Source organism: Neolewinella marina (assembly GCF_002631205.1).
Lineage (GTDB): Bacteria > Bacteroidota > Bacteroidia > Chitinophagales > Saprospiraceae > Neolewinella > Neolewinella marina.
The window spans coordinates 20,586-45,715 of record NZ_PDLO01000003.1; the positions used below are offsets into that span (position 1 = coordinate 20,586).

General features: G+C 62.2%; 20 protein-coding genes and 1 tRNA gene. 9 read left to right on the forward strand and 12 right to left on the reverse strand.

Going from position 1 to position 25,130, the window contains the following annotated elements:
* Together rplT and rpmI are read right to left on the reverse strand one after the other, a co-directional pair.
* The gene (rplT, locus tag CGL56_RS08460) at window positions 1-348 is read right to left on the reverse strand and encodes a 50S ribosomal protein L20 (RefSeq protein ID WP_099106110.1); all 348 of its coding nucleotides are present in this window, start codon (window positions 346-348) and stop codon (window positions 1-3) included.
* Window positions 349-417: 69 nt separating this feature from the next.
* Entirely contained in the window at window positions 418-612 is a 195-nt protein-coding gene (gene rpmI / locus CGL56_RS08465; protein WP_099106111.1) for a 50S ribosomal protein L35, read from the reverse strand.
* Window positions 613-742: 130 nt separating this feature from the next.
* Between rpmI and CGL56_RS08470 the strand changes: the two genes are divergently transcribed.
* Window positions 743-1,144: a VOC family protein gene (locus CGL56_RS08470; protein ID WP_099106112.1), complete on the forward strand. Its 402-nt coding sequence runs from the start codon at window positions 743-745 to the stop codon at window positions 1,142-1,144.
* A gap of 36 nt (window positions 1,145-1,180) precedes the next feature.
* Here CGL56_RS08470 and CGL56_RS08475 read toward each other — a convergent pair whose 3' ends face one another.
* Window positions 1,181-1,798: a uridine kinase family protein gene (locus CGL56_RS08475; RefSeq protein WP_099106113.1), complete on the reverse strand. Its 618-nt coding sequence runs from the start codon at window positions 1,796-1,798 to the stop codon at window positions 1,181-1,183.
* Between the two features lie 105 nt (window positions 1,799-1,903).
* On the opposite strand from CGL56_RS08475, the gene CGL56_RS08480 reads away from it, so the two are divergent.
* From CGL56_RS08480 to CGL56_RS08490, 3 genes are all read left to right on the forward strand, one after another.
* On the forward strand, window positions 1,904-3,292 hold the full coding sequence (locus tag CGL56_RS08480; RefSeq protein WP_099106114.1) for a NupC/NupG family nucleoside CNT transporter: 1,389 nt from the start codon (window positions 1,904-1,906) through the stop codon (window positions 3,290-3,292).
* Window positions 3,293-3,417: 125 nt separating this feature from the next.
* Window positions 3,418-3,969, forward strand: coding sequence for a nitroreductase family protein (locus CGL56_RS08485; RefSeq protein WP_099106115.1), 552 nt, complete (start codon window positions 3,418-3,420; stop codon window positions 3,967-3,969).
* A gap of 42 nt (window positions 3,970-4,011) precedes the next feature.
* The gene (locus tag CGL56_RS08490) at window positions 4,012-4,590 is read left to right on the forward strand and encodes a GNAT family N-acetyltransferase (RefSeq protein ID WP_099106116.1); all 579 of its coding nucleotides are present in this window, start codon (window positions 4,012-4,014) and stop codon (window positions 4,588-4,590) included.
* Here the strand turns inward: CGL56_RS08490 and CGL56_RS08495 are convergent, their stop codons facing one another.
* From CGL56_RS08495 to CGL56_RS08510, 4 genes are all read right to left on the reverse strand, one after another.
* Complete coding sequence (locus CGL56_RS08495) at window positions 4,591-6,225, reverse strand: TonB-dependent receptor (protein ID WP_099106117.1); 1,635 nt, start codon at window positions 6,223-6,225, stop codon at window positions 4,591-4,593.
* An 11-nt stretch (window positions 6,226-6,236) separates the two neighbouring features.
* Entirely contained in the window at window positions 6,237-9,368 is a 3,132-nt protein-coding gene (locus CGL56_RS08500; RefSeq protein ID WP_099106118.1) for a tetratricopeptide repeat protein, read from the reverse strand.
* A 66-nt stretch (window positions 9,369-9,434) separates the two neighbouring features.
* Window positions 9,435-11,054, reverse strand: a complete 1,620-nt coding sequence (locus CGL56_RS08505) for a GMC family oxidoreductase (RefSeq protein ID WP_099106119.1) — start codon at window positions 11,052-11,054, stop codon at window positions 9,435-9,437.
* A gap of 33 nt (window positions 11,055-11,087) precedes the next feature.
* On the reverse strand, window positions 11,088-12,263 hold the full coding sequence (locus CGL56_RS08510) for a hypothetical protein (RefSeq protein WP_099106120.1): 1,176 nt from the start codon (window positions 12,261-12,263) through the stop codon (window positions 11,088-11,090).
* Window positions 12,264-12,591: 328 nt separating this feature from the next.
* Between CGL56_RS08510 and CGL56_RS08515 the strand changes: the two genes are divergently transcribed.
* Entirely contained in the window at window positions 12,592-13,788 is a 1,197-nt protein-coding gene (locus tag CGL56_RS08515) for a T9SS type A sorting domain-containing protein (protein WP_099106121.1), read from the forward strand.
* 117 nt (window positions 13,789-13,905) lie between these two features.
* Window positions 13,906-14,616 carry a hypothetical protein gene (locus tag CGL56_RS08520; RefSeq protein ID WP_099106122.1) on the forward strand — a complete coding sequence of 237 codons (711 nt, stop codon included), beginning with the start codon at window positions 13,906-13,908 and terminating at the stop codon, window positions 14,614-14,616.
* Between the two features lie 77 nt (window positions 14,617-14,693).
* On the opposite strand, the gene CGL56_RS08525 is transcribed toward CGL56_RS08520, so the two are convergent.
* A tRNA-Arg gene (locus tag CGL56_RS08525) sits at window positions 14,694-14,765 on the reverse strand.
* 132 nt (window positions 14,766-14,897) lie between these two features.
* Here CGL56_RS08525 and CGL56_RS08530 point away from each other — a divergent pair.
* Entirely contained in the window at window positions 14,898-16,250 is a 1,353-nt protein-coding gene (locus CGL56_RS08530) for a TlpA disulfide reductase family protein (protein WP_099106123.1), read from the forward strand.
* Window positions 16,251-16,259: 9 nt separating this feature from the next.
* Here CGL56_RS08530 and CGL56_RS08535 read toward each other — a convergent pair whose 3' ends face one another.
* Together CGL56_RS08535 and CGL56_RS08540 are read right to left on the reverse strand one after the other, a co-directional pair.
* Window positions 16,260-17,759, reverse strand: a complete 1,500-nt coding sequence (locus CGL56_RS08535; RefSeq protein WP_099106124.1) for a tetratricopeptide repeat protein — start codon at window positions 17,757-17,759, stop codon at window positions 16,260-16,262.
* Between the two features lie 106 nt (window positions 17,760-17,865).
* Window positions 17,866-18,396, reverse strand: coding sequence for a DinB family protein (locus CGL56_RS08540; RefSeq protein WP_099106125.1), 531 nt, complete (start codon window positions 18,394-18,396; stop codon window positions 17,866-17,868).
* A gap of 220 nt (window positions 18,397-18,616) precedes the next feature.
* On the opposite strand from CGL56_RS08540, the gene CGL56_RS08545 reads away from it, so the two are divergent.
* The gene (locus CGL56_RS08545; RefSeq protein WP_099106126.1) at window positions 18,617-19,669 is read left to right on the forward strand and encodes a sugar phosphate isomerase/epimerase family protein; all 1,053 of its coding nucleotides are present in this window, start codon (window positions 18,617-18,619) and stop codon (window positions 19,667-19,669) included.
* Between the two features lie 56 nt (window positions 19,670-19,725).
* Complete coding sequence (locus CGL56_RS08550) at window positions 19,726-20,979, forward strand: hypothetical protein (RefSeq protein ID WP_099106127.1); 1,254 nt, start codon at window positions 19,726-19,728, stop codon at window positions 20,977-20,979.
* Here the strand turns inward: CGL56_RS08550 and CGL56_RS08555 are convergent.
* Window positions 20,976-22,322, reverse strand: coding sequence for an apiosidase-like domain-containing protein (locus CGL56_RS08555; RefSeq protein ID WP_099106128.1), 1,347 nt, complete (start codon window positions 22,320-22,322; stop codon window positions 20,976-20,978). The two genes, CGL56_RS08550 and CGL56_RS08555, sit on opposite strands and share 4 nt — an antisense overlap.
* A 34-nt stretch (window positions 22,323-22,356) precedes the next feature.
* Window positions 22,357-25,119: a TonB-dependent receptor gene (locus tag CGL56_RS08560; protein WP_099106129.1), complete on the reverse strand. Its 2,763-nt coding sequence runs from the start codon at window positions 25,117-25,119 to the stop codon at window positions 22,357-22,359.
* Window positions 25,120-25,130: the final 11 nt, after the last annotated feature.

A 25,130-nucleotide genomic window follows, 5' to 3' on the forward strand; every position in this document is an offset into this window, starting at 1 on the left:
TTACTTGTTGATGGTGTTGACCACCGCGGTGAAGGCGGTGGGGTGGTGCATGGCCAGGTCGGCGAGTACCTTGCGGTTGAGGCCGACACCGGAGGTCTTCAGACCGTGCATCAGGCGGCTGTAGGTGGTACCGTTCTGCCGGGCGGCGGCATTGATACGGGCAATCCAGAGGCGGCGGAATACGCGCTTCTTGTTGCGGCGGTCGCGGTACGCATACTGCATACCCTTGTCGACGGCGTTTTTGGCTACGGTGTAGACCTTGGAGCGGGCACCAAAGTATCCTTTGGCGGCCTGGAGGATGCGCTTGCGGCGCGCGCGGCGGGCAACCGCATTAACTGAACGTGGCATAATGGTTTGTTTTAGTACAGCACGGGGACCGCGGAGGGTTCTTGGGACCCGTACTCTCGTTAAAAAAGGTTACTTACAGAGCAGGCGCTTGATCCGCTTCTCGTCGGCGTCGGAAACCAGGGCACCGTCGCGGAGACGAAGCTTGGCTTTCTTGGACTTGTTGCGCATCATGTGCGAGGTGTAAGCCTGAAAACGCTTCACTTTACCGCTGCCGGTAATCTTGAAGCGTTTCTTTGCACTGCTGTGCGTTTTCATTTTAGGCATGGCACCGGTTTTTACAAATGGAGCGCAAAGGTAGGGAATGAAATTGTTTATTACAATCCGTGGACGGGGATTTTGCCCAAGAGAATCAACTTAGTGGCCCCTTCGGCCCGGGGCAGCTACCTTTCGGCCTATGGCACAACACATTTCCCAACTCGCACTTTTGGTCCGTGACTACGATGAAGCGATCGATTTCTACACCCGGGTTCTCGGATTGGACCTGTTGGAAGACACCCCGCTGTCCGAAACTAAGCGGTGGGTGAGGGTGAGGCCCCGGGGATCAGAAGGGGCAGGTCTGTTGCTGGCGCGGGCCGCCACCGACGAACAGCGCGCCGCCGTGGGGCGGCAGACCGGGGGACGGGTATTCCTGTTTTTGGAAACCGACGAATTCGACCAGGACTACGCCGGGCTCTTGGAACACGGCGTCAGCATCGTGCGGCCGCGGACGGAAGAGGATTTCGGAACCGTAGCGGTATTCGCCGATCTGTACGGGAACCTCTGGGACCTGATCCAGCGGCGGCAGCCGTTGGGGTAGGGCAGGGCACCCGCGTCCCCGCAAAAACGGACTTCCTCAGGAAATCTTCTTCTCTACGAAAGCGCGGAGCACCGCCAGGCCCATATTGAAGTCGGTGTTGTTGTTGACGATCAGGTCCGCCCGTTCCTTGTGGGGGTGAACGTACTTCTCATAGGCGGGCAGCACGTGGTGCTCATAACGGTAGAGGACGTCGTCGAGGGGGTAATTCCGCTCCACCCGGTCGCGCTTGATCCGGCGGACGACCTTGAGGTTGTCCTTGGCGTGGAGGAAGACCTTCAGGTCGAGCATCTTGCGCAGTTCCTTATAGTGGAAGACGAACAGTCCTTCCACGATGATGACTGGGGCGGGGTAGAAGGTGAGCATGGAGGCTTCCGCCAGCTCGTTGTTGAAGACGTACTCCCGCCGCTGGACGGTGTTGCCCTTCAGCAGCTGCTTGAGGTCGCGCACGAACTCCTTGCGGTGAATGGAGGCCGGCCGGTCGAAGTTGTAGATGCCCCGCGCGTCCTGTTCCTGGTCTTCCCGCGGCACGTAGTAATCGTCCATACTCAGCAGGCAGACCTTGTCGTCCGGTAACCCCTGCCGCAGTTGTCGGATGAAGGTAGTTTTGCCGGAGCCGCTGCCGCCCGTGATGCCGATAAGAAAAGGTTGTCCCATACTGGACGCAAAGGTACACAGACCGGCATTCATCCACTTAACCCGCCGTCCACTTATCCATGGCTCCGGCAGAATAGCTACCTTGCGGCCCACCGAATTGCTGCTATGTCATTTGCCTACGATCTGTTTCGCACCGTGCTTGGAATGAGCGTGATGCTTGGAGTGTGCTATCTGTTCAGTGCGAACCGCAAGGCCATCGACTGGAAGCTGGTGGGAATCGGTATCGCGATGCAGTTCGTGCTGGCCATTCTGATCCTGAAAGTAGATGGGGTAAGTACCGTTTTTGACTACGTGGCCGCCGGCTTCCGCAAGACGCTGGAGTTCACCGGGGCAGGAGCGGAATTCCTCTTTGGCAGTATCGTGGTGGACCTGGACAGCTTCGGCTACATCTTCGCCTTCCAGGTGCTGCCGACCATCGTTTTCTTCTCGGCCCTGTCGGCCATCCTCTATTACCTGGGCATCCTGCAGAAGGTCGTGTACGGACTGGCGTGGCTGCTCAGCAAGGCCATGGGCCTCAGTGGACCGGAAAGCCTGGCCGCGGCCGCCAACGTGTTCATCGGGCAGACGGAAGCCCCGCTGGTGGTAAAGCCCTACCTCGAGAAGATGACGCGCTCGGAACTCCTATGCGTTATGGTAGGCGGCATGGCCACCATCGCGGGCAGCGTATTCGTATCCTATATCGGGTTCCTGGGCGGTACCGACCCCGAGAGCCAGCAGTTCTTTGCCCGCCACCTGCTCACCGCCAGCATCATCTCCGCTCCCGCGGCCATCGTCTGTGCCAAGATGCTGTTGCCGGAAGACAGTGAAGAACTGGTACAGATGACCGGGGCCCACGACGACGATCCCCACGAAGCAAAAAACCCCAGCAGCGACAAGCGGCTGGAAATGGCGGCCGACGACAGCAACAACCTGCTGGACGCCATCAGCCGGGGAACGGGCGACGGGCTGCGGCTGGCCATCAACGTAGGGGCCATGCTGCTGGTCTTCACCGCCCTCATTTATATGCTCAATGTCTTCTTCGTGGGCGGCACCGACCTGGTGAACGACCTGGCCGCCAGCCTGGGCCTGACCGACAGCAACTGGAACGCAGCCATTGCCGCCTCCACTGACGGACGCTTTGAAGGTTTCAGCTTTACCTACCTGCTGGCGCTGATCTTTGCCCCCGTGGCCTGGATCATCGGCGTACCAGCGGAAGACATTACCATCATCGGTCAGCTCCTGGGGCTGAAGACGGTGATCAACGAATTCGTGGCCTACGACACCTTCCGGGCCGTGCAGGCGTCGGGTGCGCCCCTGAACCCGAAGAGCGTCCTCATTGCCGCCTACGCCCTGTGCGGGTTTGCCAACTTCGCCAGCATCGGCATCCAGGTGGGGGGCATCAGCGCTATCGCCCCCGGGCAGCGGAAGAACCTCACCGAACTCGGCGTGATCGCCCTGTTGGGTGGTACGGTGGCCTGTCTGATGACGGGAGCGGTGGCTGGGTTGTTTTACTGACCCGCACACCCCAAATCCGGGCTGATAAAGACCAATGCTTGACCAAACGGGCAACCTGCACAACGCCGGTTGCCCGCTTTTTTTGTTACCCTTGCACCTGCGTACGCGCCCGAAAAACTCAATCTATGCTGCCGGCCATTGCCAACCGAAAATCCGTCTTCCCCCAATTCTTTACCGGTGAACCCGTTGATGCGGCCACCCTTGGTCAGCTGTTCGAGGCGGCGAACCTGGCCCCCAGCCACCGCAAGACTGAGCCCTGGCGGTTCCGCTGCTACCGCGACGGTGGAAAAGACCAGTTGAAGCAGGAGCTCCTCGACGTCTACGGGCGGGAGAAGGAAGACGCCGCCGGGATCGAGAAGAAATTCGGAACGAAGATCGACCAGTCCGCCGCCGTACTCCTCATCTTCCTCCACCGCGATCCGCGGGAGTCGGTACCGGAGTGGGAGGAAATTGCCGCCGTGGGGGCCGCGGTGGAGAACCTGTGGCTCAGCCTCGACGGCCACGGGCTGGGGGGCTACTGGTCCAGTCCCGGCTTCGTTTGCGGCGGCTACGGCGACTGGCCCGGAGCAGCGGCCAATGAACGCTGTCTGGGGATGTTCTATATTGGTCGACCCGACGCTCCCGACTTGCCGCGGCCCCGCGGCGACTGGCGCGAAAAGGTGACCTGGATCGAGTAAGCCGGCCCCCGGTCATTCACCCCATCAAACCCAGAATTGCCCATGCGCCACCAGCTGTTTAACATCGACACCGCCCTGATCACCCAGCGCTGCGTGGTACGTCGCTTCCGGGAGAACGACGGAAAGGCGCTGTACCGGCTGCTGGACAACAACCGCGATTACCTTCTCGACCACTTTCCCTACCTCATGGCGGAGGCCGGCCGCTCGAAGAAAGGCAGCGAGATCTTCGTGCGGGAGTGCATCGCCGAATGGCTGCTGCAGAAACGCTACGCCATGGGCGTTTGGCACCACGAAACCACGGAACTCGTGGGCTTCGTACAGGTGTTCAACCTCGACTGGGGCGTGCCGATGGGGGAACTGGGCTACTTCATCGACCGGGAACTGATCCGCCAGGGGATCATGACGGAGGTGCTGGCCCAGGTGGTCCGCTTTGCCTTCCTGCAACTTGAATTGGACAAGCTGGTCATAAAGACGCTCATCGATAACTACGCCAGTCAGCGCCTGGCCCGACGGGTCGGGTTCAGCCGTGAAGGGGAGCTGCGCAACGAATACCGCCTGCCCGGCGGAACGCTGGTCGACCTGATGCGCTTCGGTTTTGCCCGGGAAACCTACGGGGAGTAATCAGAAGCGCGCCGAGGCGCCGACCATGAAGTTGGTTCCGATCGTGGGGTACTGGTAGAAGCGTTCCCGCTTGTTGTTCAACAGGTTGTTCACCCGCACCCAGGCACCGAAGGTGTCGGTGATGGTGTACTCGGCGTTCAGGCTGAGGTCAAGCAAGGCATTGAGGTGATCGACTCCGCCCTCCATGGTGCGGTAGGGCAGTCCGTTTTCCACGAAGAAGTCGGCCCGCAACTGCAGGGGCAGGTTGCTCAGGGTATAGATTCCGGATGCGTTGAAGCTCAGGCTGGGCAGGTGCCAGGGTTTCTCTTCATCCTCCATGCTGTAGAACCGCTGGGTGAAGGTGGCATTCAGGTCGAGGCCCTCCACCAGGGGCAGGGTAGCGGTACCCTGGAGGTAGATCTGGCTGCCGTCGTCGTAGATGACGTCGAAGCGGGGGATGCCGTTGCGGTCGCGGTTGGTGACGTACATGGCCAGGTTGTCCAGGTACTTGTAACCGGCTTCCGCGCGGTAGGCGATGGAGCGGTAGGTGCCTTCCAGACCGCCGTAGAAACGGGTGGCCTCCGAGTTCCGCAGCCGGAAACGGGTATTGATCCAGGGGTTATAGTCGGCCAGGCTCCGCAGGGTATTCTTGTGCACGTCGCCTTCTACGCCGGCGAAGGCGTTGAACAGTCCGTCGACGATGACGGCCGAGGCGGTGAAGTTGGGGAAAACGTCGAAGTCATCCTCCTGCCCGGTCAGCCGCACGCCGGCCTTCAGCTTGATGCGGTCGGCGATGAGGACGGTGTAGCTGGGGCTGAGGCTCACCACGTTGAGGTTCTGGCTGGCCGTATCCTTGAAGGCCGTGAAACTGGCCTTGAAGGCCAGGTCCAGCGGGTTGGTATCGTTAATCCACTTGGTACCGGATACGTCGATGTCGAGACCAGATTCCCTTACCGAAGGGTTGGCGTCCATCAGGTACAGGGCGATGCCGGCGCGGTAGTCGATGTTGCCTTCGGTGCGGGTACCGTTGAAAATCTCGCTGTGGAGGCTGAAGGTGTTGAACCGCTGGCGTACTTCATTGTCGGAAAAGGTGAGGGCGGAATCGCCTTCCATCTCCGAGAAGTTGTAGCCGTAGTAGTAGCGGCTGCGGGTGTCGTAGCTCAGGCCACCGCCGACGGCGAAGCCCTGGTCAAAGAGGTAGCTGCCTTCGGCCCCCACGCGGGTATCGCTGGCCTTCTGGTTCTCTACTTTCTTGTCGTTGTTGAAGCTGTAGTGGGTGCCGAAGAACCCGAGGTCGAGGTTCTCCTGACCGGCCAGGTCATAGCTGGCGTCGGCGTAGAAGGCGTTGGGTACGCCAAGGCCGAGCTGCACCCAGCCGCGGTTGATCTCCGGGGCTTCCTCCCGGGCCAGGGCGCGGGGGCGGATGGTCGGGGCCGGGTAGTCGATCGACAGGGGGCGCGGCAGGATGCTATACGACTGCCGGCGGCTGCTGGTGTCGGTGGGGGGCGGGGCGGGATTCACCTTCACGCGTTCGGCGTCGGTGAGCCGGGCCTCGAAACTGGTGACGACCGTCACGCTGTTGTCTTCGAGGTCGGTCTGGGAAAACAGGCTCAGGCCAGCGAGCAGGCAGCAGCCGAGGAGGGTGTGACGTAGCATGGGCGGTGATATTAGTTGCCTCCGTTGTCCAGCTCAAGGCGGCTGGAGTTGGCGGGTTGGTTGTTGAGTCGGCTTCCCGCCTGGATCTCCGCTTCGACGCGGGCCAGTTTCTGGCGGGCTTCGGCCACGATGGTGGCGTCTTCGTTGTAGTTCTCCAGCAGGGCCTCCAGGGCAGCGCGGGCGTTGTAGAGGTCCTTTTTGTCGCGGAGGACATCGGACAGCAAAATGACCGTCTTGGCTACCCAGTAGGGGTAGCCCGAGCTTTCCCGGTTGGCCTCCAGGGCCAGTTGCTGGGCGCGGTCGAGGTTGCGCTGCTGGTAGGTGGCGTTGGCGCGGAGGTAGCGGGCCTCGGCCGTTCGCTCGTCATCGCTGTTGGCGATCACCTGGTCGAAGTAGGGCAGGGCCCGTACGAAGTCCTTGCGGTCGTAGGCGATCTTGCCTAGGTAGAAGTTGGCGATGGTGCGCTGGGCGGCCGTAGCATTGGCGTTGTTGGCCACCTTGGCGGCGTACTCCTCGGTGGCGCGGGCGTCGTTGAGGCGGTAGGCCGACTGCAGGGCGCCGACTTGGGCGTCAAAGCGGACGGTTTCGTTGTCGGCCGCGGCCTCCAGCAGGGTGTAGAGCCGGTAGGATCGCTGGAAGTCCTGGACGGAGTTGTAGGCGATCAGGCTGGCCTTTTTCAGGGCCGGCAGGTAGAATCGGCTGGGGCCGGCGTTGATGACCGCCTCGTAGTCGGGCAGGGCGTCGTTGTAGCGGCGCAGGGCCACGTAGCTGTCGCCCCGGTAGAAGACGCCGGGCAGCGTATTGGGGCTCTGGGGGTACTGCCGCAGGTAGTCGGTCAGGGCGGCTACGGCGCGTTCGTAATTGCCGTTTTCGTACTGGCTCACGGCGGCGCGGAAGCTGATGCTGTCGCGGGCGTCGGTGGTGATTTCCTGTCCGGGGAGGGTCTCGAAGAACTGGAAAAAGAGGTCGGCCCGTCCCATATCATCCACGTAGATTTCCCGGAGAGCTTCCCGTGCCCGTACCGCTTCCCCGGGGGTGGGGTTGGAGGTGAAGACCTGCTTGTAGTAGTTCACGGCGGCCTCGCTGTTGCCGAGGTTGTAGCTGATGAGACCGAGCTGCAGCAGGCTCTGGTTGACCAGGGGGGAATTCACCTTGTACTGCTTGATGATGGTCCGCAGGGGCTCCAGTGCTTGTTGGGGGCGGTTGAGCTCCTGGTAGGTCAGGGCCAGCTGGTAGAGGGCATCGTCGGCGAACTGGCTGTTGGGGTAGTTCTGGACGAGCTGTTCCAGGGCCAGGACCTTCTCGGCGTTGCGGCCGCGCAGTCCTTCGATCAGGGCTTTCTGGTAGAGGGCGTATACGAATCCGACGGTCTTGCGCTGGATGGCGTTATCGTAGAAGCGGGCGGCCAGGTCGTACTGGTTGCGCGAGAAGTAGGCGTCTCCGGCCCGCAGCATCGCGTCGCCCAGTACGCGCTCGCGCACGTCGCTGTCGGTGATGTAAGGGAGGTTGCGCTCGATGCCTTCTACGGTAGCGGTAAAGTAATTGAGGGCGGTGGCGTAGTTGTCCTGCTTCAGGTAGTTGTAGCCCTGGAGGTAATTCCCGGTGTAAAGGGAAGACTGGGGGGGCAGGTTCTGTACCGATTTGGCCAGGGTGAGGAACTGGTTGGTCAGGTTGATGCTGGTGGCGTAGTCGCCCTGGCGGTTGGCCAGGTCGGCGAGCCAGTACAGGGCCTGGGCGCGGTAACTGGCGTTGACGGGGCGCTGCAGGCTTTTTTCGAGGAGGGCCTTGGACTGTACCAACTCACCCTGGCCGAGCAGTTCCAGGCCACGGTAGAGGGCGGCGCGCTGGTAGGCTTCGTCCAGCTGGGGAGAGCGGTTCGGCATCGCATCCAGGAGGTTGAGTACGCGCTGGTAGTCCTGGGTGGTGGTGAACACGTCGCTGAGCAGGGTCTGTCCCTGGGTGTAGAAAGGGGAGTCCGCCGGGATCTGCTCAATGGCCGTAATGGCGTCGGCGGCGAAGCCCAGCTCGTAGCTCAGTTTGGCGTAGTTGTAGAGGGCCTCCTGCTGCAGTTCGGGATCGAAGGTCTGCCGGCCGGCCGCGGCGAAGGCCGTGCGGGCACCGACGCCGTCGCCCTGCCGCAGGGCGATGTCGCCGAGGTAGAAGTTGGCGCTCTGACCTACCGCGGTGTTCTGTCCCGAGATTTCACGGAAGGTCTTGCTGGCCTGGGCGTAGTCCTGGGTCTGGTACTGGGCGAAGCCAAGTTGGAATAGTTCTTCCTCCCGCAGCCGGCGGTTGCCCTTGGCGTAGCTTTCGAGCAGGGGGCGGGCCAGGGCGTACTCCCCGCGCTCGAAGTAGGCCTGCCCGAGGAGTTGCTCCATTTCCTGGCGGTTGCGCAGTCCGGTGCCGCCGCCTTCCAGCAGGGGGGCAACCAGGGCGATCAGCTCGTCGTAACGCCGCTGGGCGAAGTAGATCTGGGCCAGGTAGTAGGGAATGTAGGGGGCGTACTCGGGCGACTTCTCGGCGATGCGGAACTGGCTGACGGCCACCTCGTAGTTGCCTTCAAAGAACTGGATGATGCCCAGGTAGTAGTTCGTGGGGTAGTAGTACTTGCCCTGGACGTTGCGGCTGAACTGGAAGTAGCGCTTGGCGGCTTCAAAGTCCTTCTGCACGAAGCTGGCGTAGCCCAGGCGGAAATTCACCTCGGCCTGCTCCTCGCTGGTCATCATGTCCTTGGGGACCATCTTGTAGTACTCCACGGCCTTCTTCAGCTGATTCTCCTCGAAGTAGAAGTTGGCAATCTCGAGCAGGGCGGCGTTGGCGATGGGGTCGGGCTGATAGCGGCGAACGAAGTCGAGGATGAGCTTTTCGCCGTCGCTTTTGCCCAGGCGGACGGCCAGCTTGGCCACGTTGAGCTCGGCCTGGATGCGGAGCAACTCGGCTTCGGGCTGGTGTACGGGCAGCAGCATGGTGGCTACCTCGGCGTACTCCCGCTGGGCCTTGTCCAGCAGGTTTTTCTGCCGGTGGTCCTCGGCCTGCTTGAAGGTGCGCCAGGCCTCGGTATATACGGTAGTGGCCTGGGCCGCCACCGCGGCCGAAAAGCCGCCCAGGAAGGCGATGAGGAGGGAAAATCGTGTCAACTTCATAGTGGCTACGTCGATTGGAGGGCAAGATAGGCTTGCCCGGCTATAACGCAGATCGGGGGGGAAGAATTACGCCCCCCGGCTGTCGTCTTGGTAAGTCAGGTCGGCGGATACCAGCACGTTGGCCTGGGCAATGTCGGCCATGTACCCGTCCGATAGGGGATAGTTGTCCAGCGTTACGCCCCCCTCGTTAAACCAATCCTTGCGCAGGTGTTCGCCCACCCGGATGGCATTTGCAATAATGGTGAGGGTGGGGTTGGTAGCACCCTGGCTGGGCTGGAAGCTGGCGTCGACCACGTAGAGGTTGTCCACGTCCCAGGCCTTGCAGTTGACGTCCAGTACGCTCTTGCGCGGGTCGGTGCCGAACTGGGCGGTTCCGGCCTGGTGCCAGGTGAAGGCCAGCCCCTTGGTCGACCGCATGAAGTCGGTAAAGCCCATGGGGCGGAGGTAATTTTCCTGGAAGTGGTCCAGCAATTCAAAGTGGCTCTCCCGATTGTTGGGGCGGTAGTTGAACTTGATGCCCTTGTCGGTCCACTCTACCCGGTTGCGGGGGTCGGGCAGGTCCTCGCTGGTGAACCAGAAGTCCACGGCGTACTGCTGGATTTCGCGGGCACGCTCCTCGACCATGTTCTGGTCGGCGTAGTCGCCCATAATCCGCGTCCAGTGGGCCTTGCCGGTAAGCTGGACGGTGCCCAGGGGGTAGGGGTGCTCCGGGCTGCCGTCGTAGAAGTCGTGGACGCTCAGGGTTTTCTGAAAGATGGTGGGGTTCGGATGGTTGTAATCCATGGCGGAGATGCCGCTCTGGTTGTGCTTCGTAAAGTTGCATCCTACCTGGCCGGAGGAATTGGCCACGCCGGAGCGCAGGAGCAGGGCCGCCGTCTGGATGGCCCCGCAGGATACCACCACCAGATCGGCGCTGAGGCTCATCGGCTGCCCGTCGCGCACCAGTTCGACGCGGGTGATCTTGCCCCCTTCTTCAATGAGTTTTTCTACCCGGCTGCCCGTCCAGAGTGTCACGTTCGAGCGCTGCAGGGCGGGGCGTACCAGGGCGGTCTCGGCATCCGACTTGGCGTGCAGCATGCAGGGGAAGGGGTCGCAGGTGCCGCAGGCGATGCAGGGCCGCCGCCAGGGCTCGTCGATGTCGCGGTTCAGGGCCAGGTTCGAGTGGTGGGGGTGGAGGCCCATACCTTCCAGGTGGTCGGCCACCTCCTGGATGCGGCGTTCGTGGGGGAAGGCCTTGAAGGGGAAAGGACCGCTGGCCCAGCCCTCGGTGGGGTCCTCGCCGCGGTTGCCGTGGACCTTCATGACGTGTTCCGCCATCATGTAGTACGGCTCGTATTCGTCGTAGCCGATGGGCCAGGCCGGACTGATCCCGCCTTTATGCTGAATCTCCCGGAAGTCCTGGGGCCGCTGCCGGTGCAGCAGGGCGCCGTACATCTTGGTATTGCCGCCTACGTTATAGTAGACGATGGGGTTGATGGTTTCCCCCTCCGGACCGATCCACTGTTCGTCGGCCTTGTAGCCATCCGGCCCGAAGATGAAGGCGGGGTCCCAGTTGCGGGTCTCCCGGGGCAGGAAAGTGCCCTGCTCGAGGATCAGAATTTTCTTTCCGGTGTCGGCGAGGGTATAGGCTACCGCCCCCCCACCGGCACCCGAGCCGATGATGATGACGTCAAAATCCTGGGGCATACTGGTCGTTTCCTAACCTAATGATTGCCGCTGCTATTGGTTCAATTCCCCTTCCCCGATGGCGCGGAGGGCCACCTCGGTCAGGACCTTCACCCGGCGGGCGGCCCGCATGGCCGAGAAGTCCGGTGCCTCCCCGAACCACCGCTCGATAACCGCTCCGGAGAACAGGCGGAAATAGGTGTACCCCCCGCCGTATTCCGCCGCGGCCCACAGGCCGATGGCGTCCTCGTATTGCCCGCATTCCAGGGGGGCCAGCCCCGCGTTGCAGAGCCGGGCCACCTCGCCGTCGCGCATATTGGGCCGCACGGAGAGACTGAAGGGGTTGCCACTGAATCGCTTGAAGTAGTGCAGCCACTCCCGGTAGGGGATATCGTCGGTCACTTCCTCAGGGCTGGCGGCCGCCCGGTAGCAGATGTAGAGACCCGTGGCGGCGGCGCTGGGTTCCAGGGCGCAGCGGTTGGTGGTGGTGAAGCCCGCGCAGGGCAGCCGGCTTTCGGCGTAGTGCAGCTCCTTGTCGATGTAGTCAGTCCATTGCTGCCGCGTCTTCACCGCGTAACCTTCCCCGTAGTATTCGTCGTAGAGCGAAAGGGTATAGATGGCCGCGGCGTTATCGGCCGGCCGCAGCAGACTTTCGTCGGGCCGGCTGATGAGGTGTTTGTAGTGTCCGCGGATCATGCGCCCGGCCAGGTAGCGGCCGATGCGCTGAAAGTAGGGGGCGTAGGCTTCGTCGTTGGTGGCCAGCTGGTAATGGCCCAGCACGCTGCCGGCGTGGGCCATGAAGAACACCTCCCGGTCCCAGTCGGCCCCCGGTCCCCACTGCGTCAGGTTGCTGTAGCGAATGCTCCAGTCGGCCATCCGCTTCAGGGCACGACCAATGCTGTCGCGCTGCTCCGGGGCGTAGCCCAGTCCCCGGTAAAGGGCCTGGCTGGCGGCCGAGAAGAAGAACAGCGTTTCGTCGACCTCTCGCAGGTCACTGGTGCTGTAGAGGTCCTTGCGGTCCAGCTCGGTCAGCAAGGTGCGCAGGTCGTGGCGCGCCTGCCGGTGGGTGACCTCCTGTCGGTATATGGCTAGGGTCACCACTACCAGGATTAGGGCGGTACACGCGGGTGCCAGGGCCCAACCCTTGCGGCCGTTGCGGTAGAGCCACCAGGCGGGCAGGAGAAAGGCAAGGCTGAATAATAGCGGGGGAAGAAGACCGGTAACAGACATAAGCAAAAGGTGAGCCCAACCGTACCGTCCCGCATACGCGCGGCCAGTGGTGGGACCGACAAAGGTAAACCGGCCGGGGCAGCGATAAAATAGGGAAGGGGCAACGGGGTAGCCCTACCGGTTTGGGGGGCCATGGGCAGACCAACAAGGCCTAAAGCTTTCTGACAAAACCAGGAAATGCGTGCCCTCCGGGGGCCACAACAGGAACCTTCACTACGGGGTACAATCAGATTTAGACCAATAGCGTTGTTAAGGTGGTCGTCGCTTATACTATTTGATTTATTTTGCGACCAGGATTAATGATTGATCCCAAAGACTTACACCTCTCATGAAAACCCTACTGAGTTTCCTCCTGTGCGTAAGCATAGGTACCGGCTTGCCCGCTCAAATGATCAGCCACTTTACCTGGAACAACACCGCCGATGGTCCCCTGAAGGCGGACTTTGGTCCCAACGCCGTGAGCGCCGACAGCGACGTCTACATCTCCGCTAATGGCGCAGGCGGCACCAGTGGCCTGAACCCCGGCACGACCACTCCCAGTGTGAACCTGGTGCTGGCTGACAGCCCCATCTTCGACGTGAACGGTATTGACATTTCCTTTGATTTTCAGCGTAACGAGAGTATGGGGACGCTCTTTCAACGGGGATTCTTCATTCTCGGTTCCGCCACCTCCGTATCGGTGGTGTACCGGACCGACAACGGGGCGGGAGGGTTCCGGGAAGTTTCTTCGGGGGCAGTCGCTTCCTTTACCGACGACGATACCCGGAACGACGACTTTGAAAATATCCGGTTCGTGTATACCCCCTCCACCGGCCTGGGGGAACTGTACCATAAAGGAGTACAGGTATGGTCAGATCCCACCCCCGTACCCGGCCGCAACCTCTACTGGACGGGCGCCGGGAACATTGTCATGGGGACGGATATCGACGCCAGCCTGGCCAATCTTGCGGTCTTCGACAATTTCCTGATCCAGGAGGTGGAAGGGGCTTCCCTCCCGGTATCCTTTACTGACTTTCGTGCCGAGGCCTTTCCAAAGCAGGGCCTGGCCCGCCTGCACTGGGAAACCCACCGCGAAAGCAACAACGCCCGCTTTGAGGTGGAACGGTCCGTCGGTCACCAGGGGCAGTGGACCGTGATCGGCTCCGTAGCCGGCGCGGGGAACAGCACCTCCCCCCGGCAGTACGAATACCTGGACGAGCAGCCCACCGCAGGTAGCGCCTACTACCGTCTCCGGCAGGTGGATGCCGACGGCAGCGCGTCCTACTCCGACGTTGTAGTTCTACACTTCACTTCCCCCGAGACTCCCGAAGCGCCGCGGGCCTTCCCCAATCCGGCTACCCACCGGGTCAGTGTCGTGGATGCCGCCGCTACCCAATTACCTGCGGTCGTCAACGCCCGCGGTCAGCGGATTCCCGTCGTAGGGCAGCTTGGGCCCGGAGGGTACGAACTGGACATCTCTGACTGGACGAGCGGCATCTACTATCTCCATTCGGCATCCGGCCGGGTAACCGTGATCAAGCGGTAGGTAATTAGGAGAAGCGGGTAATTACCACCTCCTTAACGGAGGTTAAGGGAATGGTAAGCTCAGGGCTGGCAGCCAGGTAAAACGAGGTGTTCGCCTAAGTTTGGCGTAAAAGCTGCTATGAGATACCTCTATACCCTAATCTGCGTACTGACCATTTCTGCTCTCCACGCCCAGAGCCTGGCGGCCGAAGATGCATACCTCCGGAGTTTATATGACCAGGGCGCACTGTCCCTGGATCAATACCGTGACCGGGCCGAAAGCCTTCGTAAGCTGGCTGAAAAGGAGGGGGGCTACCCGGCCATGCCGGTAGATTCTTTGGGGCGGTACGAGTATGTCACCAGCAGTGTCGCCGCGGGGTCAGGGGCGGAAACCTGGTCGGCCGTCCGCCAATGGCTGGCCCTTACGGGCTATGCCGCAGCGGATGCACTGACCTACAGTGATCCGGCTACCGGACGACTCATCGTGAAGCTGGAGGGAGCCTATCTGTTCACGGATGCAGGCAGGCGGCCCATCGCGGTAACCTCCGGTCGGGCGGCAGGAATGACCACGGTAGCCTTTATCCTCGATCTATTGGTGGAGGAAGGAGAGGTAACCGCCCGCTGGTTGCGACCGGAAATTGCGGAAACCGAACTGGTGAGCTACGACCGGAATACGGGCGGTGGACTGACCACCCAAACCTTTTCCTGGCCGACGGAGTCGCTACTCCCCCTTACCCAGTACCGGCCGGACTCGTGGGACGAGCGCCTCCAACGGAGTAAAATGATCCAGGAATTCGTGGAGGGGCTGGCGGTGGACCTTGATCGATACCTCGCCGCGGAGCTGCCGTAAACGAGGGGTAGGGGCCAAAAAAATACGGTAGCCAAGCTGCGGCTGGAGCCACTTAACTCAGCTACCGTATCCTTGGGTGGTCTCGGATGGAATCGAACCATCATCGCAGGCTTCGGAAACCTGTATACTATCCGTTGTACTACGAGACCGGATGCGCGGGAAGCGGACGCAAAAGTAAGTACTTGATCTGAAATGACCAACTACCCGGACAGAAAAGCGTATTAGGACTGGGCTTTATTTCCTCCTTCAACCGACCTTTGCGTTTCCCCCAATACCGAAGCATGTTTGCATTCCCCCGATTCACGGCACCCGCGCTCGGCGCCCTCATCCTGATTGGCCTGACGGTGGCCTCCTGCGTATTTGTACAGGACCGCTACGCCGTGCTGCCCCCCGGCCCCTACCGGGGCGTGCTGGAGCTGGAGTACAACCCCATCGTCCCCAACCCGAAGGGGGAGCCCATCCCCGAAAAGGTGAACCTGGAGTTTGACGAAGTGACCGAGGGGCAACTGCCCTTCACCTTCGACGTGGTGTACGAGGACGATACCACCTTCCATCTGGTGATCCACAATGGGGAAGAGGAAATCCTGGTGCCGGCCAAGGATATACAATCCGGCCGCGACCAGTCCGTGGGCCGCGACACCCTCCGCATCGACTTTCCGGTCTACGACACCCACATCAGCGCCTACCACGAGGAGAACGTCATCGAGGGGGTATGGGTGGTCCACTACCGCGACAATTACCGGATCCCGTTCAAGGCCTACTTCGGCAAGAACCACCGGTTTACGCCGCTGAAGAAGGAGCCCGTAGCTGACCTGAGCGGACAGTGGGCGGTAACCTTCGCGGGGGACGCGAGTGAAGACCCTTATCCCGGCGTGGCCGAGTTCCGCCAGGAGGGAAACCACCTCACGGGGACCTTCCTGACCGAAACCGGCGACTACCGCTACCTGGAGGGTACGGTGCAGGCCAACAAGGCCTACCTGAGCGTATTCGATGGCAGCCACGCCTTCCTGTTCGAAGCTCTGATCCGCGAGGACGGCAGCCTGACGGGTACCTTCCGCAGCGGTCGCCATTACATTACCGACTGGACGGCCGTGCGCGACGACCAGGCGGAACTGACCAGTCCGGATGAACTGACGCGGCTGCGGGAGGATGTGCCCCTCTCGTTCGCCTTTCCCGACGTGAATGGGGATACCCTCCGGCTGGAAGACCTGGAAGGGCCGAAAATCGTCCAGCTGTTCGGCACCTGGTGCCCCAACTGCCGCGACGAAACCAATTTCCTGAAGGAATACCTGGCGGAAAACGAGACCGGCGACCTCAAAGTAGTGGCCCTGGCCTTTGAGCGTTACGGTGCCGATGATCCCCGCAGCCGGGCCGCGGTGGAGCGCTACCGCGACAATATGGAGGTAGAGTGGCCGGTACTGCTGGCCGCGAGCAACGACAAGCGGGAGGCGAGCCGCGCACTGCCCATGCTCAACAAGGTGATCAGCTATCCAACCCTGCTGTTCGTCGACCGGAACAACCGGGTGGTAAGAATCCACACCGGCTTCAACGGCCCCGCCACTTCCAAGTACGCGGCTTTCAAAGAGAGCTTCGACGAAACAATTGAGGAGCTGATTGCTCCCGAGGGCAAGTAGGTATCGGGTCTAGTACCGGCTCAGCAGGTCTTGCTGGTGCAGGAGGAAATCGTTTTCCGGATCGTACGCCAGCGCCTCCTCGATGTAGGCACGGGCCGGGGCGTAGTTCCGCTCTCCGAAGTAGTAATTGCTGGCGGCTACGAAAGCGGTGAGAGTCCACAACGGGCGGTCGTTTCCGTTGGGTACACGCTGTAGCTGGTCGCGGAATTCCTTCAGTTCTTTCAGCCCCTGTGCCTCATCGCCCGCGGCGAACAGGTCGCGGATGCGCAAGGCGCGCTGCCGCAATACGATGTCGGCGTAGCGGTCGTGCTCCAGGAAGAAGGGAAACTGCTCGGCGGCGGCGCGGGCGCGGTTCACGAGTTCGTCGGGATCGGGGTAGGTGCGCCGCAGGTGGACGAGGGTGAGTTCGGCCAGGTAGTGCTGAAAGTTGGCGTTGTCGGGCTGCCCTTCGTAGAGGGCGTTGGCCAGCTGGAGGGCGGCGTCCAGTTCACCGTTGGCCTGGTAATGGTTCAGCAACCGCAGTTGCTGCAACAGTTCCAGTTCCGCTTTCCAGGCGTCGAGCCCGGCGGGCCGCCGCTCGGCGTACTGGTCGAGGAAGCGGCGGGCATCCTCCAGCTTGCCGGCGTTGAGCAGTTGGCGTTGCCGTTCGTCGAAGTGGCGCAGCAGGGCGGCGGGGAGGTAGCCGTTGGTGGGATCTTCCCGCCAGAGTTCGAAAAGGCCGGTGATGTACCCTTCGGCGTCGGGTTGCCGGAGCGACGAGAGTTGCAGCTGCCCCGCCTCGGCGAGTACCTGGAAGGCCCGGCGGTTTTCGCGGATGCTGGCTTCGTTCAGGTGCTCCTCCACGGCTTGGTACTGCCCATTGGCGTAGGCGTGCTGGGCCAGGCGGAATTCCTGGTAGGCCGACAGCTGCAGAAAGGTGAGTCGGCGATCCGGGCGGTAGTAATAGCGGTAGAAGACGCTGTCGGCCTCCGCGTCGGACAGTCCCGTGAGGTCATCGCCAACGGTCTGGCGGACGAGCGCGAGGTATTCGCGGCGGTAGCGCAGGGCGCTCTGGGGGTCGTGCTTGCGGGCGGCGGGGTGGCGCAGGGGAATTCGCGTTCCGGTGGGGTCAACCAGCAGGTAGCTTTCCCAGTGGTCTACGTAGCCTTCGTAGGGAATGTTGAACTGTTCCAGGGTGAGGGCCAGCAGCAGAGCGGCCGTGGCGTCGTTGTAGGTGCCCTGGCGGAAGGCGTCGGCCAGATTGGCCCCCGGGTCGTACTGTCGCAGCACCTGGCGGTGAAACCGTTCGCGGATGAGGTGAACCTGCTTTTTGGTCGATTTACGGTCGGCCTTGTCGGAATAGCGCAGCTGCCGCAGCAGGTTTTCCAGGCCTTTCTCCACGAGTTGCCGTTCGCTTACCTCCGCCGGGGCGTTGCCGGGGAAGAGCAGCCGCAGCCGGCCATCCAGGTTGTCGGCCAGTACCGGAAAGGTGAACAGCAGCAACAGAAACAGGGAGAGGGAACGTACCAAGGGGGAGGGGGTGTTAAGTGACGGTATCAGGGGGGCGGCAAGATAGTAACGTGGCCGCACCGTAACGGGGTATGAATTCGACAGGAGAAGCAGGAAGAATCCGGAATCAGTAGCGTTCGCGAAACAGTTTGAGGTGGTGGTAGGTGTGGCCGCAAATGATGAAGCCAAGGGCCCGGCAACTCATCGGGCCACCGCTCACCGTGCCACCGCTCACCGTGCCCTGGAACTTGAGGTCCTCTTCGCCGAATCCGTTGTAGAGGGCAATGGTCGTCTTGCGTATCATTTCAAATTCCGTGATCATGCGCCGGAACTCGCGGCGGGAAAGGTCGGCCCAGGCAACGTAGTCGTCCTGTTCGAATCCGGGCAGGGGAGTGGCGTCGTGGCGGCCAAGCCGCAGGGCGCGGTAGGCGAATACCCGCTCGCTGTCGATGATGTGCTGGAGGGTCTGCTTGATGGTCCACTTGCCGGGGGCGTAGCTGTAGTCCTCGCCGCCCTCGCTCACCTCATTCAGGTATTCGGCCAGTCCGGCGGCGCTGTCGTCGAGGGCCGTGCGCAGGGTGATGCCGGGCGGCACCAGGTCAACGTATCCGGCGTAGAAGGGAGCGTATTCGGAAGCGGAAAGATCAGTGACGGTCATGAGGTGGGGTAGGGGGGTGATGAACGGCGGGGTAAATGTCGAATGTAAGGGGAATAGATAGAACTAAAATCGACCCATTATCACAGGACACCACGCCCGTGGCTTAGCCGTCCTCCCAAATCTTAGTAAGTTAGCCCCGGATGCTACCGGTTTCCGTGAAGGGAAGATCATCTCACTTTGCGGTTATTTGCCATCCTTAATCATCAATCCAACATCTACTATGACTACGATCAAAGGCCCCGCCATTTTCCTGGCTCAATTCATGGGCGACGAGCCCCCCTTCAACAACCTCGACGACATCTGCCGGTACATGGCCGGACTCGGCTACAAGGGCGTCCAGATCCCCACCTGGGAGAGCCGCCTCATCGACCTGGAAAAGGCCGCGGAGAGTAAAACCTACTGCGACGAAATCAAGGGAAGGGTAGCCGAGCACGGCCTGGAAATCACCGAGCTGGCCAGCCACCTGCAGGGGCAAATGGTGGCCGTCCACCCGGCCTACGACACCATGTACAACGCCTTCGCACCCAAGGAAGCGGCCAATAACCGCAAGGCCAAGATGGAGTGGGGTACCCGGCAGCTGATGCTCAACGCCAAGGCGAGCGCCAACATGGGCCTCAAGGCCCACCCGACCTTCTCGGGCGCCCTGCTGTGGCCCTTCGTCTACCCCTGGCCCCAGCGGCCCGCCGGCCTGGTCGACATGGCATTCAAGGAACTCGCCGCCCGCTGGAAGCCCATCCTGGATGCCTTTGATGAAGTCGGCGTGGATGTAGGCTACGAACTTCACCCCGGCGAAGACCTCCACGATGGCATCAGCTTCGAGATGTTCGTCGACGCCCTCGACGGTCACCAGCGGGCCCAGATCAACTACGACCCGAGTCACTTCGTGCTGCAGCAACTCGACTACCTGCAGTTCATCGACCTCTACCACGACCGTATCTGTGCTTTCCACGTGAAGGACGCCGAGTTCAATCCCACCGGCAAGCAGGGCGTCTACGGCGGCTACCAGGGGTGGGCCGACCGGGCCGGGCGCTTCCGCAGCCTGGGCGATGGACAGGTAGACTTCAAGGGCATCTTCTCCAAACTGAGCAAGTACGGCTACGACAGCTGGGCAGTGCTGGAATGGGAGTGCGCCATCAAGAGCAGCGAGCAGGGCGCCGCCGAAGGGGCTCCCTTCATCGCCGACCACATCATCCAGGTTACCGAGCGGGCCTTCGACGACTTCGCCGATGCCGGCACGGACGAGGCCGGCAACCGGTCTATCCTCGGCCTGTAAACGCACTTACCACGACGGGACGACCCGACACTTTTTTTCACTTACAAGCCCCTACCATGGCCCAACGTGCGGATCGTTCCCTACCGTGGATCACCTTCCTGTCCTGCTGCCTCCTGTTCACCGCCTGCGGAACGCCCAGTCCGGAATCCGAAGTGGTGATCACGGACGCTGGAGAAAACTGCAACACCCTCCCCCCCGGTTCCCGGCTCCCGCGCTTCGGGGCGGGGGAGGGGCGGTTGCTCCTTTCCTACGTGATCTCCGACGATACGGACGGCGACCGCCTCTACGCCCGGGAGTTCAGCAATGGGAAGTGGACGGACGACCGGGAGGTCACCGCCGGAGAGAAGTGGTTCGTCAACTGGGCGGACTACCCCTCCGTCAAGCCCTTTGGCGACCGCCTTTTCTACCACTACCTGGCCTACGCTGGGGAGGGGACCTACGATTACGATGTCCGCTACGGTATCGAGGGCGGGGCGGCGGCCAGCCAGGTACTGCACACCGACGGCATCCCCGCCGAACACGGATTTGTATCCAGCGCCCACCTCCCCGATGGCAAACTGCAGGTGACCTGGCTCGATGGCCGCAATACCAAGCAAGGCGGCGATGGGCATGAGAATGATCACGCCCACCACGGCAGCGGAGGTGCCATGACGTTGCGTACCGCTACCCTTACACCGGATGGTGAGGTCTCTGAACGCACCGAGCTTGACGGCCGGGTTTGTGACTGCTGCAATACCGCCACCGTGGCCACCGCCAACCGTGTCCTGGTGGCCTACCGCGACCGGTCGGAACAGGAGGTACGCGACATCGGCTTCGTAGTACGAAAAGCGGGCGGCAACTGGTCGGACCCCCAAAGGGTCCACGCCGACGAGTGGGAAGTCACCGGATGTCCGGTGAACGGGCCCGCCCTGGGGGCGAATGATGCCGGATCCATGGTCATCGCCTGGTACACCGCCGCCGGCGGTACCCCCCGCATTCAGTTCGCCCGTTACGATACCCTTGCGGAATCCTTTTCCAACCCCCTGGTCCTCGACGATAAGGATCCTCTCGGGCGGGTGGACCTGAAGCTGGGCGCCGACGGTACCGCCTACGTGCTTGGAGTCTGTTCTACTGATGATCCCGATCGGGCCGCAATCACGCTCTGGACGATCAGCCCCGAAGGCAAGGTAGCCTCACGGGAAGTGGCCCGCACCTCAACGGCCCGCAGCACCGGGTTTCCGCGGCTGGCCCTCCACGAGGGACAGTTGTTGCTGGCGCACACCGATACGGACGGAGAAGAACCGGTGGTGCAGCTTTGTACGCTGCCCTAATCTCCGGAGCTTACCAGGAGTACCCAGTCGTTGCCCCGGGCGGGGGCATAGGGTGGGTCGAAAACCACCAGATTGCCTTCCCGGTCGGGGGCGAAAGGTATCCGCTGCCCCGTGCGCGGGTCGAACCAGGTGAAGGAAGCATCGGCCGGTAATTTTTCGGCTTCCGTCCGCAGGGTGTGGCCGTAAGGGGTGTAGGCAACAACCCAGTCGCCGTTTTCACTGCGCGCTACCCGGGTGTCGCGCCCGCTGCTGTTGGGGGCTTCCAGCAGCCACGACTCATCGGGCTGTAGAAGGTAATAAGGCAGGGAGGCCATCAGGCGTCCGAGGTGACCGATCTGGGCAGCGCCGGGGTAGTGCATGGCCGTCATCCAGGGCGTATGGGCCCGACTGATGGGTGCCCTTCCCGGTTGCCAGAGTTGCCAGATGTTATGGTTGCCGAAGGTGTGGCCGGCGTTTCCCGCCAATACGCTCCACCAGGCGGCTTGCCGGCTGTCGAAGTCATCGAACCAGCCGTTGTCCGGCCGCCAGTTGATGGGGTGGTCCTCGTAGGCGGGCTCGCCGTTAATGATGGGTTTGCCAGGGTCGGTGGCCGCCATCTGATGGGGGTATTCGTAGTTGTTGCGGTCGTCGAGCCGGCCGTGCCCCGTCTGGTACATATGAAAGTCAATCCAGTCCTCTCCGGCGAAGAAGTCGGTGGAACGGTATCCGCCCTGGGGGTGATAGGTGATCAGCTGCCGGTCCCCGATAGCCAGCCGTAGTCCGCGGGCCATGGCCCGGATGATGGTGCTGTCCTCTTCGTCGGCGGGGATCCGGTCGCCGCCCAGGATCCAGATGACGTTGTGGCGCCCGTACCGTTCCCCCAGTCGGCGACCGTAGACTTCGGCGTTCTCCGGAGTAAAGATCTCCGGACCAACGCCCCACTGCAGATTGAATTTGTCGCCCCAGGTGGGCAACAGTCCCAGAAAAAGTCCGAGGCTGTCGGCCATCTCCGCCACGCGATCGACGTAGGTAAAGTACGCTTCGTTCCATTCGGTCGGGTCGGAGTTCTTCAGGGGCAAATCCCCGTAGGCGTTGGGCGAGGTGAGCCCTTCGAGTTCGGCCAGTACGACGGTCTGGATGACGTTGAATCCCTTGGCCGCCCGGTCCTCGAGGTAGTCGCGGGCCTCTTCCTCCTGGCTCCGGTGGAGAAGCTCCCAGGCGGTATCGCCGAGGTAGAAAAAGGTGGTGTCGGCGGTTATATTCCTCAGGTGGCTGCCGTCGCTGCTCACCCTCAGCTGCAGCTGGGACAGGAGCAGGAGGGGGGCGGCGAAGGCGCAGGTGCCAAGGAACAGGCGAAGCAGCATAGCGGGTGGATTTGATCGACCCGCCGAAGATACATTAGAGGGTAAACCTTACGCGGGCGAAGAGGTAGCGTCCGTTGGACCCGAACTGCTGGCTGCGGCGGCTGTAGAGGAAGCGGCCGTCCGACTGGTTGGCGGGGATGTTCAGGTCGGGGTAGACGTCCAGCAGGTTGTTCGAGCCGATCACCAGCCGCAGCCGTTCGCTGATCTGGTAGCTGGCGCTCAGGTCGGTGATTACCTTGCCGCTGAAGGTCTGGTCATTGTCCAGGCTGTTGGTGGCTTCGTTCACGGGGCCGAAGAATACGTTGCGCAGGAAGACGCCGAAGTCCCCCACCTGGTAGTCAAAGGTCAGGTTGGCCTTGGTACGGGGGACGGCACTTTCCAGGAAGACCTGGCTGGTGCGGTCGAAGTAGGTATCCTCAAAGCCCTCCAGTACCGAGCTGGTATTTACTTCTTCCAGGGTGGTTTTGGCGAAGGTGGCGGCCAGGCTGCTGGTCAGCCGGCCCGATCCCAGGTTGGCGTTGTGGGTGACCACCACGTCGATACCCCGGGTGCGGCTGTCGATGGCGTTGGCGAAGAAGGCCGCGCGGTTCGCGTTGGCCTGCTGCAGCAGTCGGCTGATTTCGCGCAGCTGAGGGGTTTCGGTGCCCCCCTGGAACTGTCCGGTCAGGACCACCCGGTCGGCGATGTCGATGAGGTAGCCGTCGATGGTGATGCTAAGGTTGGCGTCGGGTATGCGGCCCGTGAAGCCGCCGCTGTAGTTGACGCTCCGTTCCTGTTTGAGCTGGGGAATGCCCAGCAACTGGGCGGGGCGGCTGTCGTTGCTGAAGACGCCTACTTCAAAGGGTACGCCGTCCACGAAGAGGGTGGAAGTGGAGTTAAAGTTCAGCTGGTGCAGACTCGGGGCGCGGAATCCGGTGCTGGCGCCGGCCCGGAAGGTCCAGTCCTCGCTGAGCTTTACCCGGGTGGTCAACTTGCCGTTGACGGTGGAGCCGAAGTCGGAGTAATTCTCGAAGCGCACCGCGGCGCCGAGCAGGAAGTTGTCGGTGATGTCCGCTTCCACGTCGGCGTAGGCGCCCACGCTGCTGCGGAAGGCGTCCACCTCATTGTCGGGGCGGAAGCCGGGGAACACCTGGGCACCGCCCGGGCGGCTGCGGCCGAGGGGGTCAAACACGGTGCTGATGGGGCCCGTGCCATCGCGGATGATGACGGTGTCGCCGCCGGTGGTGCGGTAGGCGGAGGCGGCCCCGTAATCGTAATAGCTGGCCTGTTCCCCGGCCGTAATCTGGTAATTCTCCAGGCGGTACTCGGCGCCGAAGGCGACGTTCAGCCCGGACAGGGCGTCGTCGAAGTAACGCCGGATGTCAAGATTGGCGGTGTTCTGGGCGAAGCTGAAGCCGCCGGCGTCGAAGGAGGTCGGGCTGGCCGCGCCCAGGCTGGCGTTCAGCGTATTGGTGATAAGGTAGCCGAATCCGTTGCGGCCGTAGACGTTGCTGAAGTCGACCTCCCACTTGTTGTAGACGCTGCGCAGGCCCACGGCCATGCTGGCGTCGCTGATGTTGGAGTTGATGGCGGGCAGGAAGCCGTTGGGGTAGATGTCCGTAACCGTCCGGTTCTGGTTGGGCAGGCGGTAGAAACCGGTGGCGTTGCCCCGGCGGTAGTTGAGACCGCCGAAAGCGTAAACCTCGGTCGCGGCCGCGACCGGCAGCAGTAGGTTGTACATCACCCCGCCGTTGCGGAGAGCGGACTGCCCCACGCGCATGTTGAAGTCGCTACGCTCCAGTCCCCGGCGGACCAGTTCCGACTCGGTGATGTCCTCACCGGGGGCGGCGCCCGAAGCCGGGTTGTTGTAGCCGCTGAAAATGCTGCCGGTGAATTCCTTCATCCGGTTGGTGAAGTCGCGGTCGTCGAATACCCCGGTAACGTTCAGCACGCCCCCGGCGTCGTTGAGCTGGATGCCGTAGTTGGCGCTGATCTGGTTGAACTCCCCGTCCGTACTGCCCTGGTAATCCGGAATTTCCGAACTGACGTAGGCCCCGGTCTCCGCGTTCAGGCTCAGGCCGGTCTTTTCCTTGAGGATGATGTTGATGACTCCGGCGATGGCGTCCGAACCGTACTGCGCCGAAGCGCCGTCGCGCAGGATCTCAATCCGCTCGATGGCGGCCACCGGGATGGAGTTGAGGTCGGTACCTACGTTGCCCCGGCCAAAGGTGCCGTTCACGTTTACCAGTGAAGTGTTGTGGCGGCGCTTGCCGTTGATCAGCACCAGTACCTGATCCGGGCCCAGGCCCCGCAGGGAAGCAGGGTCGATGTGGTCCGTACCGTCAGAGATCGTCTGGGTATTGGAGCTGAAACTGGGCGCTACGTAGTTGAGCAGCTGGTTGACGTTGGTCTGGGCCGCGGCGGTGGCCACTTCGGTGACGTTGACGATGTCTACCGGGACGGGGGTGGTCAGCTTGGTTCGCCCAGTGGAGCGGGAGCCAATCAGGACTACCTCGTCGAGGACGGTGCCCGCCGACAGCACGGCGTCGATCTGGTCGCTTTCACCGATGGGGATCTCTACCGTACCGAAGCCCAGGAAGGAGAAGACCAGATTGCGGGCGGCCTCGGGCACGGAGATGGAATAGGTGCCGTCGGCGTCGGTACTGGTGCCGAGGGTGGAGCCCTTGACGGTGATGTACGCGCCGGGAAGGGGATCGCCGGCTTCGTCAACCACCGTACCGGTAATGGTGCGCTGGGCGAGGAGGTCTGCCGAAAATAAGATCAGGAACAGGGGGAGGAGGAGAAGAAACCGGTTCATAGCGTGGGTGG

Bases quoted from the DNA above. Each gene is read 5' to 3' on its own strand.
- rplT (WP_099106110.1), bottom strand. From the start codon at position 348: ATGCCACGTTCAGTTAATGCGGTTGCCCGCCGCGCGCGCCGCAAGCGC.
- CGL56_RS08520 (WP_099106122.1), top strand. From the start codon at position 13,906: ATGAGATACCTCTATACCCTAATCTGCGTACTGACCATTTCTGCTCTC.
- CGL56_RS08475 (WP_099106113.1), bottom strand. From the start codon at position 1,798: ATGGGACAACCTTTTCTTATCGGCATCACGGGCGGCAGCGGCTCCGGC.
- rpmI (WP_099106111.1), bottom strand. From the start codon at position 612: ATGCCTAAAATGAAAACGCACAGCAGTGCAAAGAAACGCTTCAAGATT.
- CGL56_RS08560 (WP_099106129.1), bottom strand. From the start codon at position 25,119: ATGAACCGGTTTCTTCTCCTCCTCCCCCTGTTCCTGATCTTATTTTCG.
- CGL56_RS08510 (WP_099106120.1), bottom strand. From the start codon at position 12,263: ATGTCTGTTACCGGTCTTCTTCCCCCGCTATTATTCAGCCTTGCCTTT.
- CGL56_RS08545 (WP_099106126.1), top strand. From the start codon at position 18,617: ATGACTACGATCAAAGGCCCCGCCATTTTCCTGGCTCAATTCATGGGC.
- CGL56_RS08470 (WP_099106112.1), top strand. From the start codon at position 743: ATGGCACAACACATTTCCCAACTCGCACTTTTGGTCCGTGACTACGAT.
- CGL56_RS08505 (WP_099106119.1), bottom strand. From the start codon at position 11,054: ATGCCCCAGGATTTTGACGTCATCATCATCGGCTCGGGTGCCGGTGGG.
- CGL56_RS08515 (WP_099106121.1), top strand. From the start codon at position 12,592: ATGAAAACCCTACTGAGTTTCCTCCTGTGCGTAAGCATAGGTACCGGC.
- CGL56_RS08550 (WP_099106127.1), top strand. From the start codon at position 19,726: ATGGCCCAACGTGCGGATCGTTCCCTACCGTGGATCACCTTCCTGTCC.
- CGL56_RS08490 (WP_099106116.1), top strand. From the start codon at position 4,012: ATGCGCCACCAGCTGTTTAACATCGACACCGCCCTGATCACCCAGCGC.
- CGL56_RS08480 (WP_099106114.1), top strand. From the start codon at position 1,904: ATGTCATTTGCCTACGATCTGTTTCGCACCGTGCTTGGAATGAGCGTG.
- CGL56_RS08485 (WP_099106115.1), top strand. From the start codon at position 3,418: ATGCTGCCGGCCATTGCCAACCGAAAATCCGTCTTCCCCCAATTCTTT.
- CGL56_RS08540 (WP_099106125.1), bottom strand. From the start codon at position 18,396: ATGACCGTCACTGATCTTTCCGCTTCCGAATACGCTCCCTTCTACGCC.
- CGL56_RS08555 (WP_099106128.1), bottom strand. From the start codon at position 22,322: ATGCTGCTTCGCCTGTTCCTTGGCACCTGCGCCTTCGCCGCCCCCCTC.
- CGL56_RS08495 (WP_099106117.1), bottom strand. From the start codon at position 6,225: ATGCTACGTCACACCCTCCTCGGCTGCTGCCTGCTCGCTGGCCTGAGC.
- CGL56_RS08530 (WP_099106123.1), top strand. From the start codon at position 14,898: ATGTTTGCATTCCCCCGATTCACGGCACCCGCGCTCGGCGCCCTCATC.
- CGL56_RS08500 (WP_099106118.1), bottom strand. From the start codon at position 9,368: ATGAAGTTGACACGATTTTCCCTCCTCATCGCCTTCCTGGGCGGCTTT.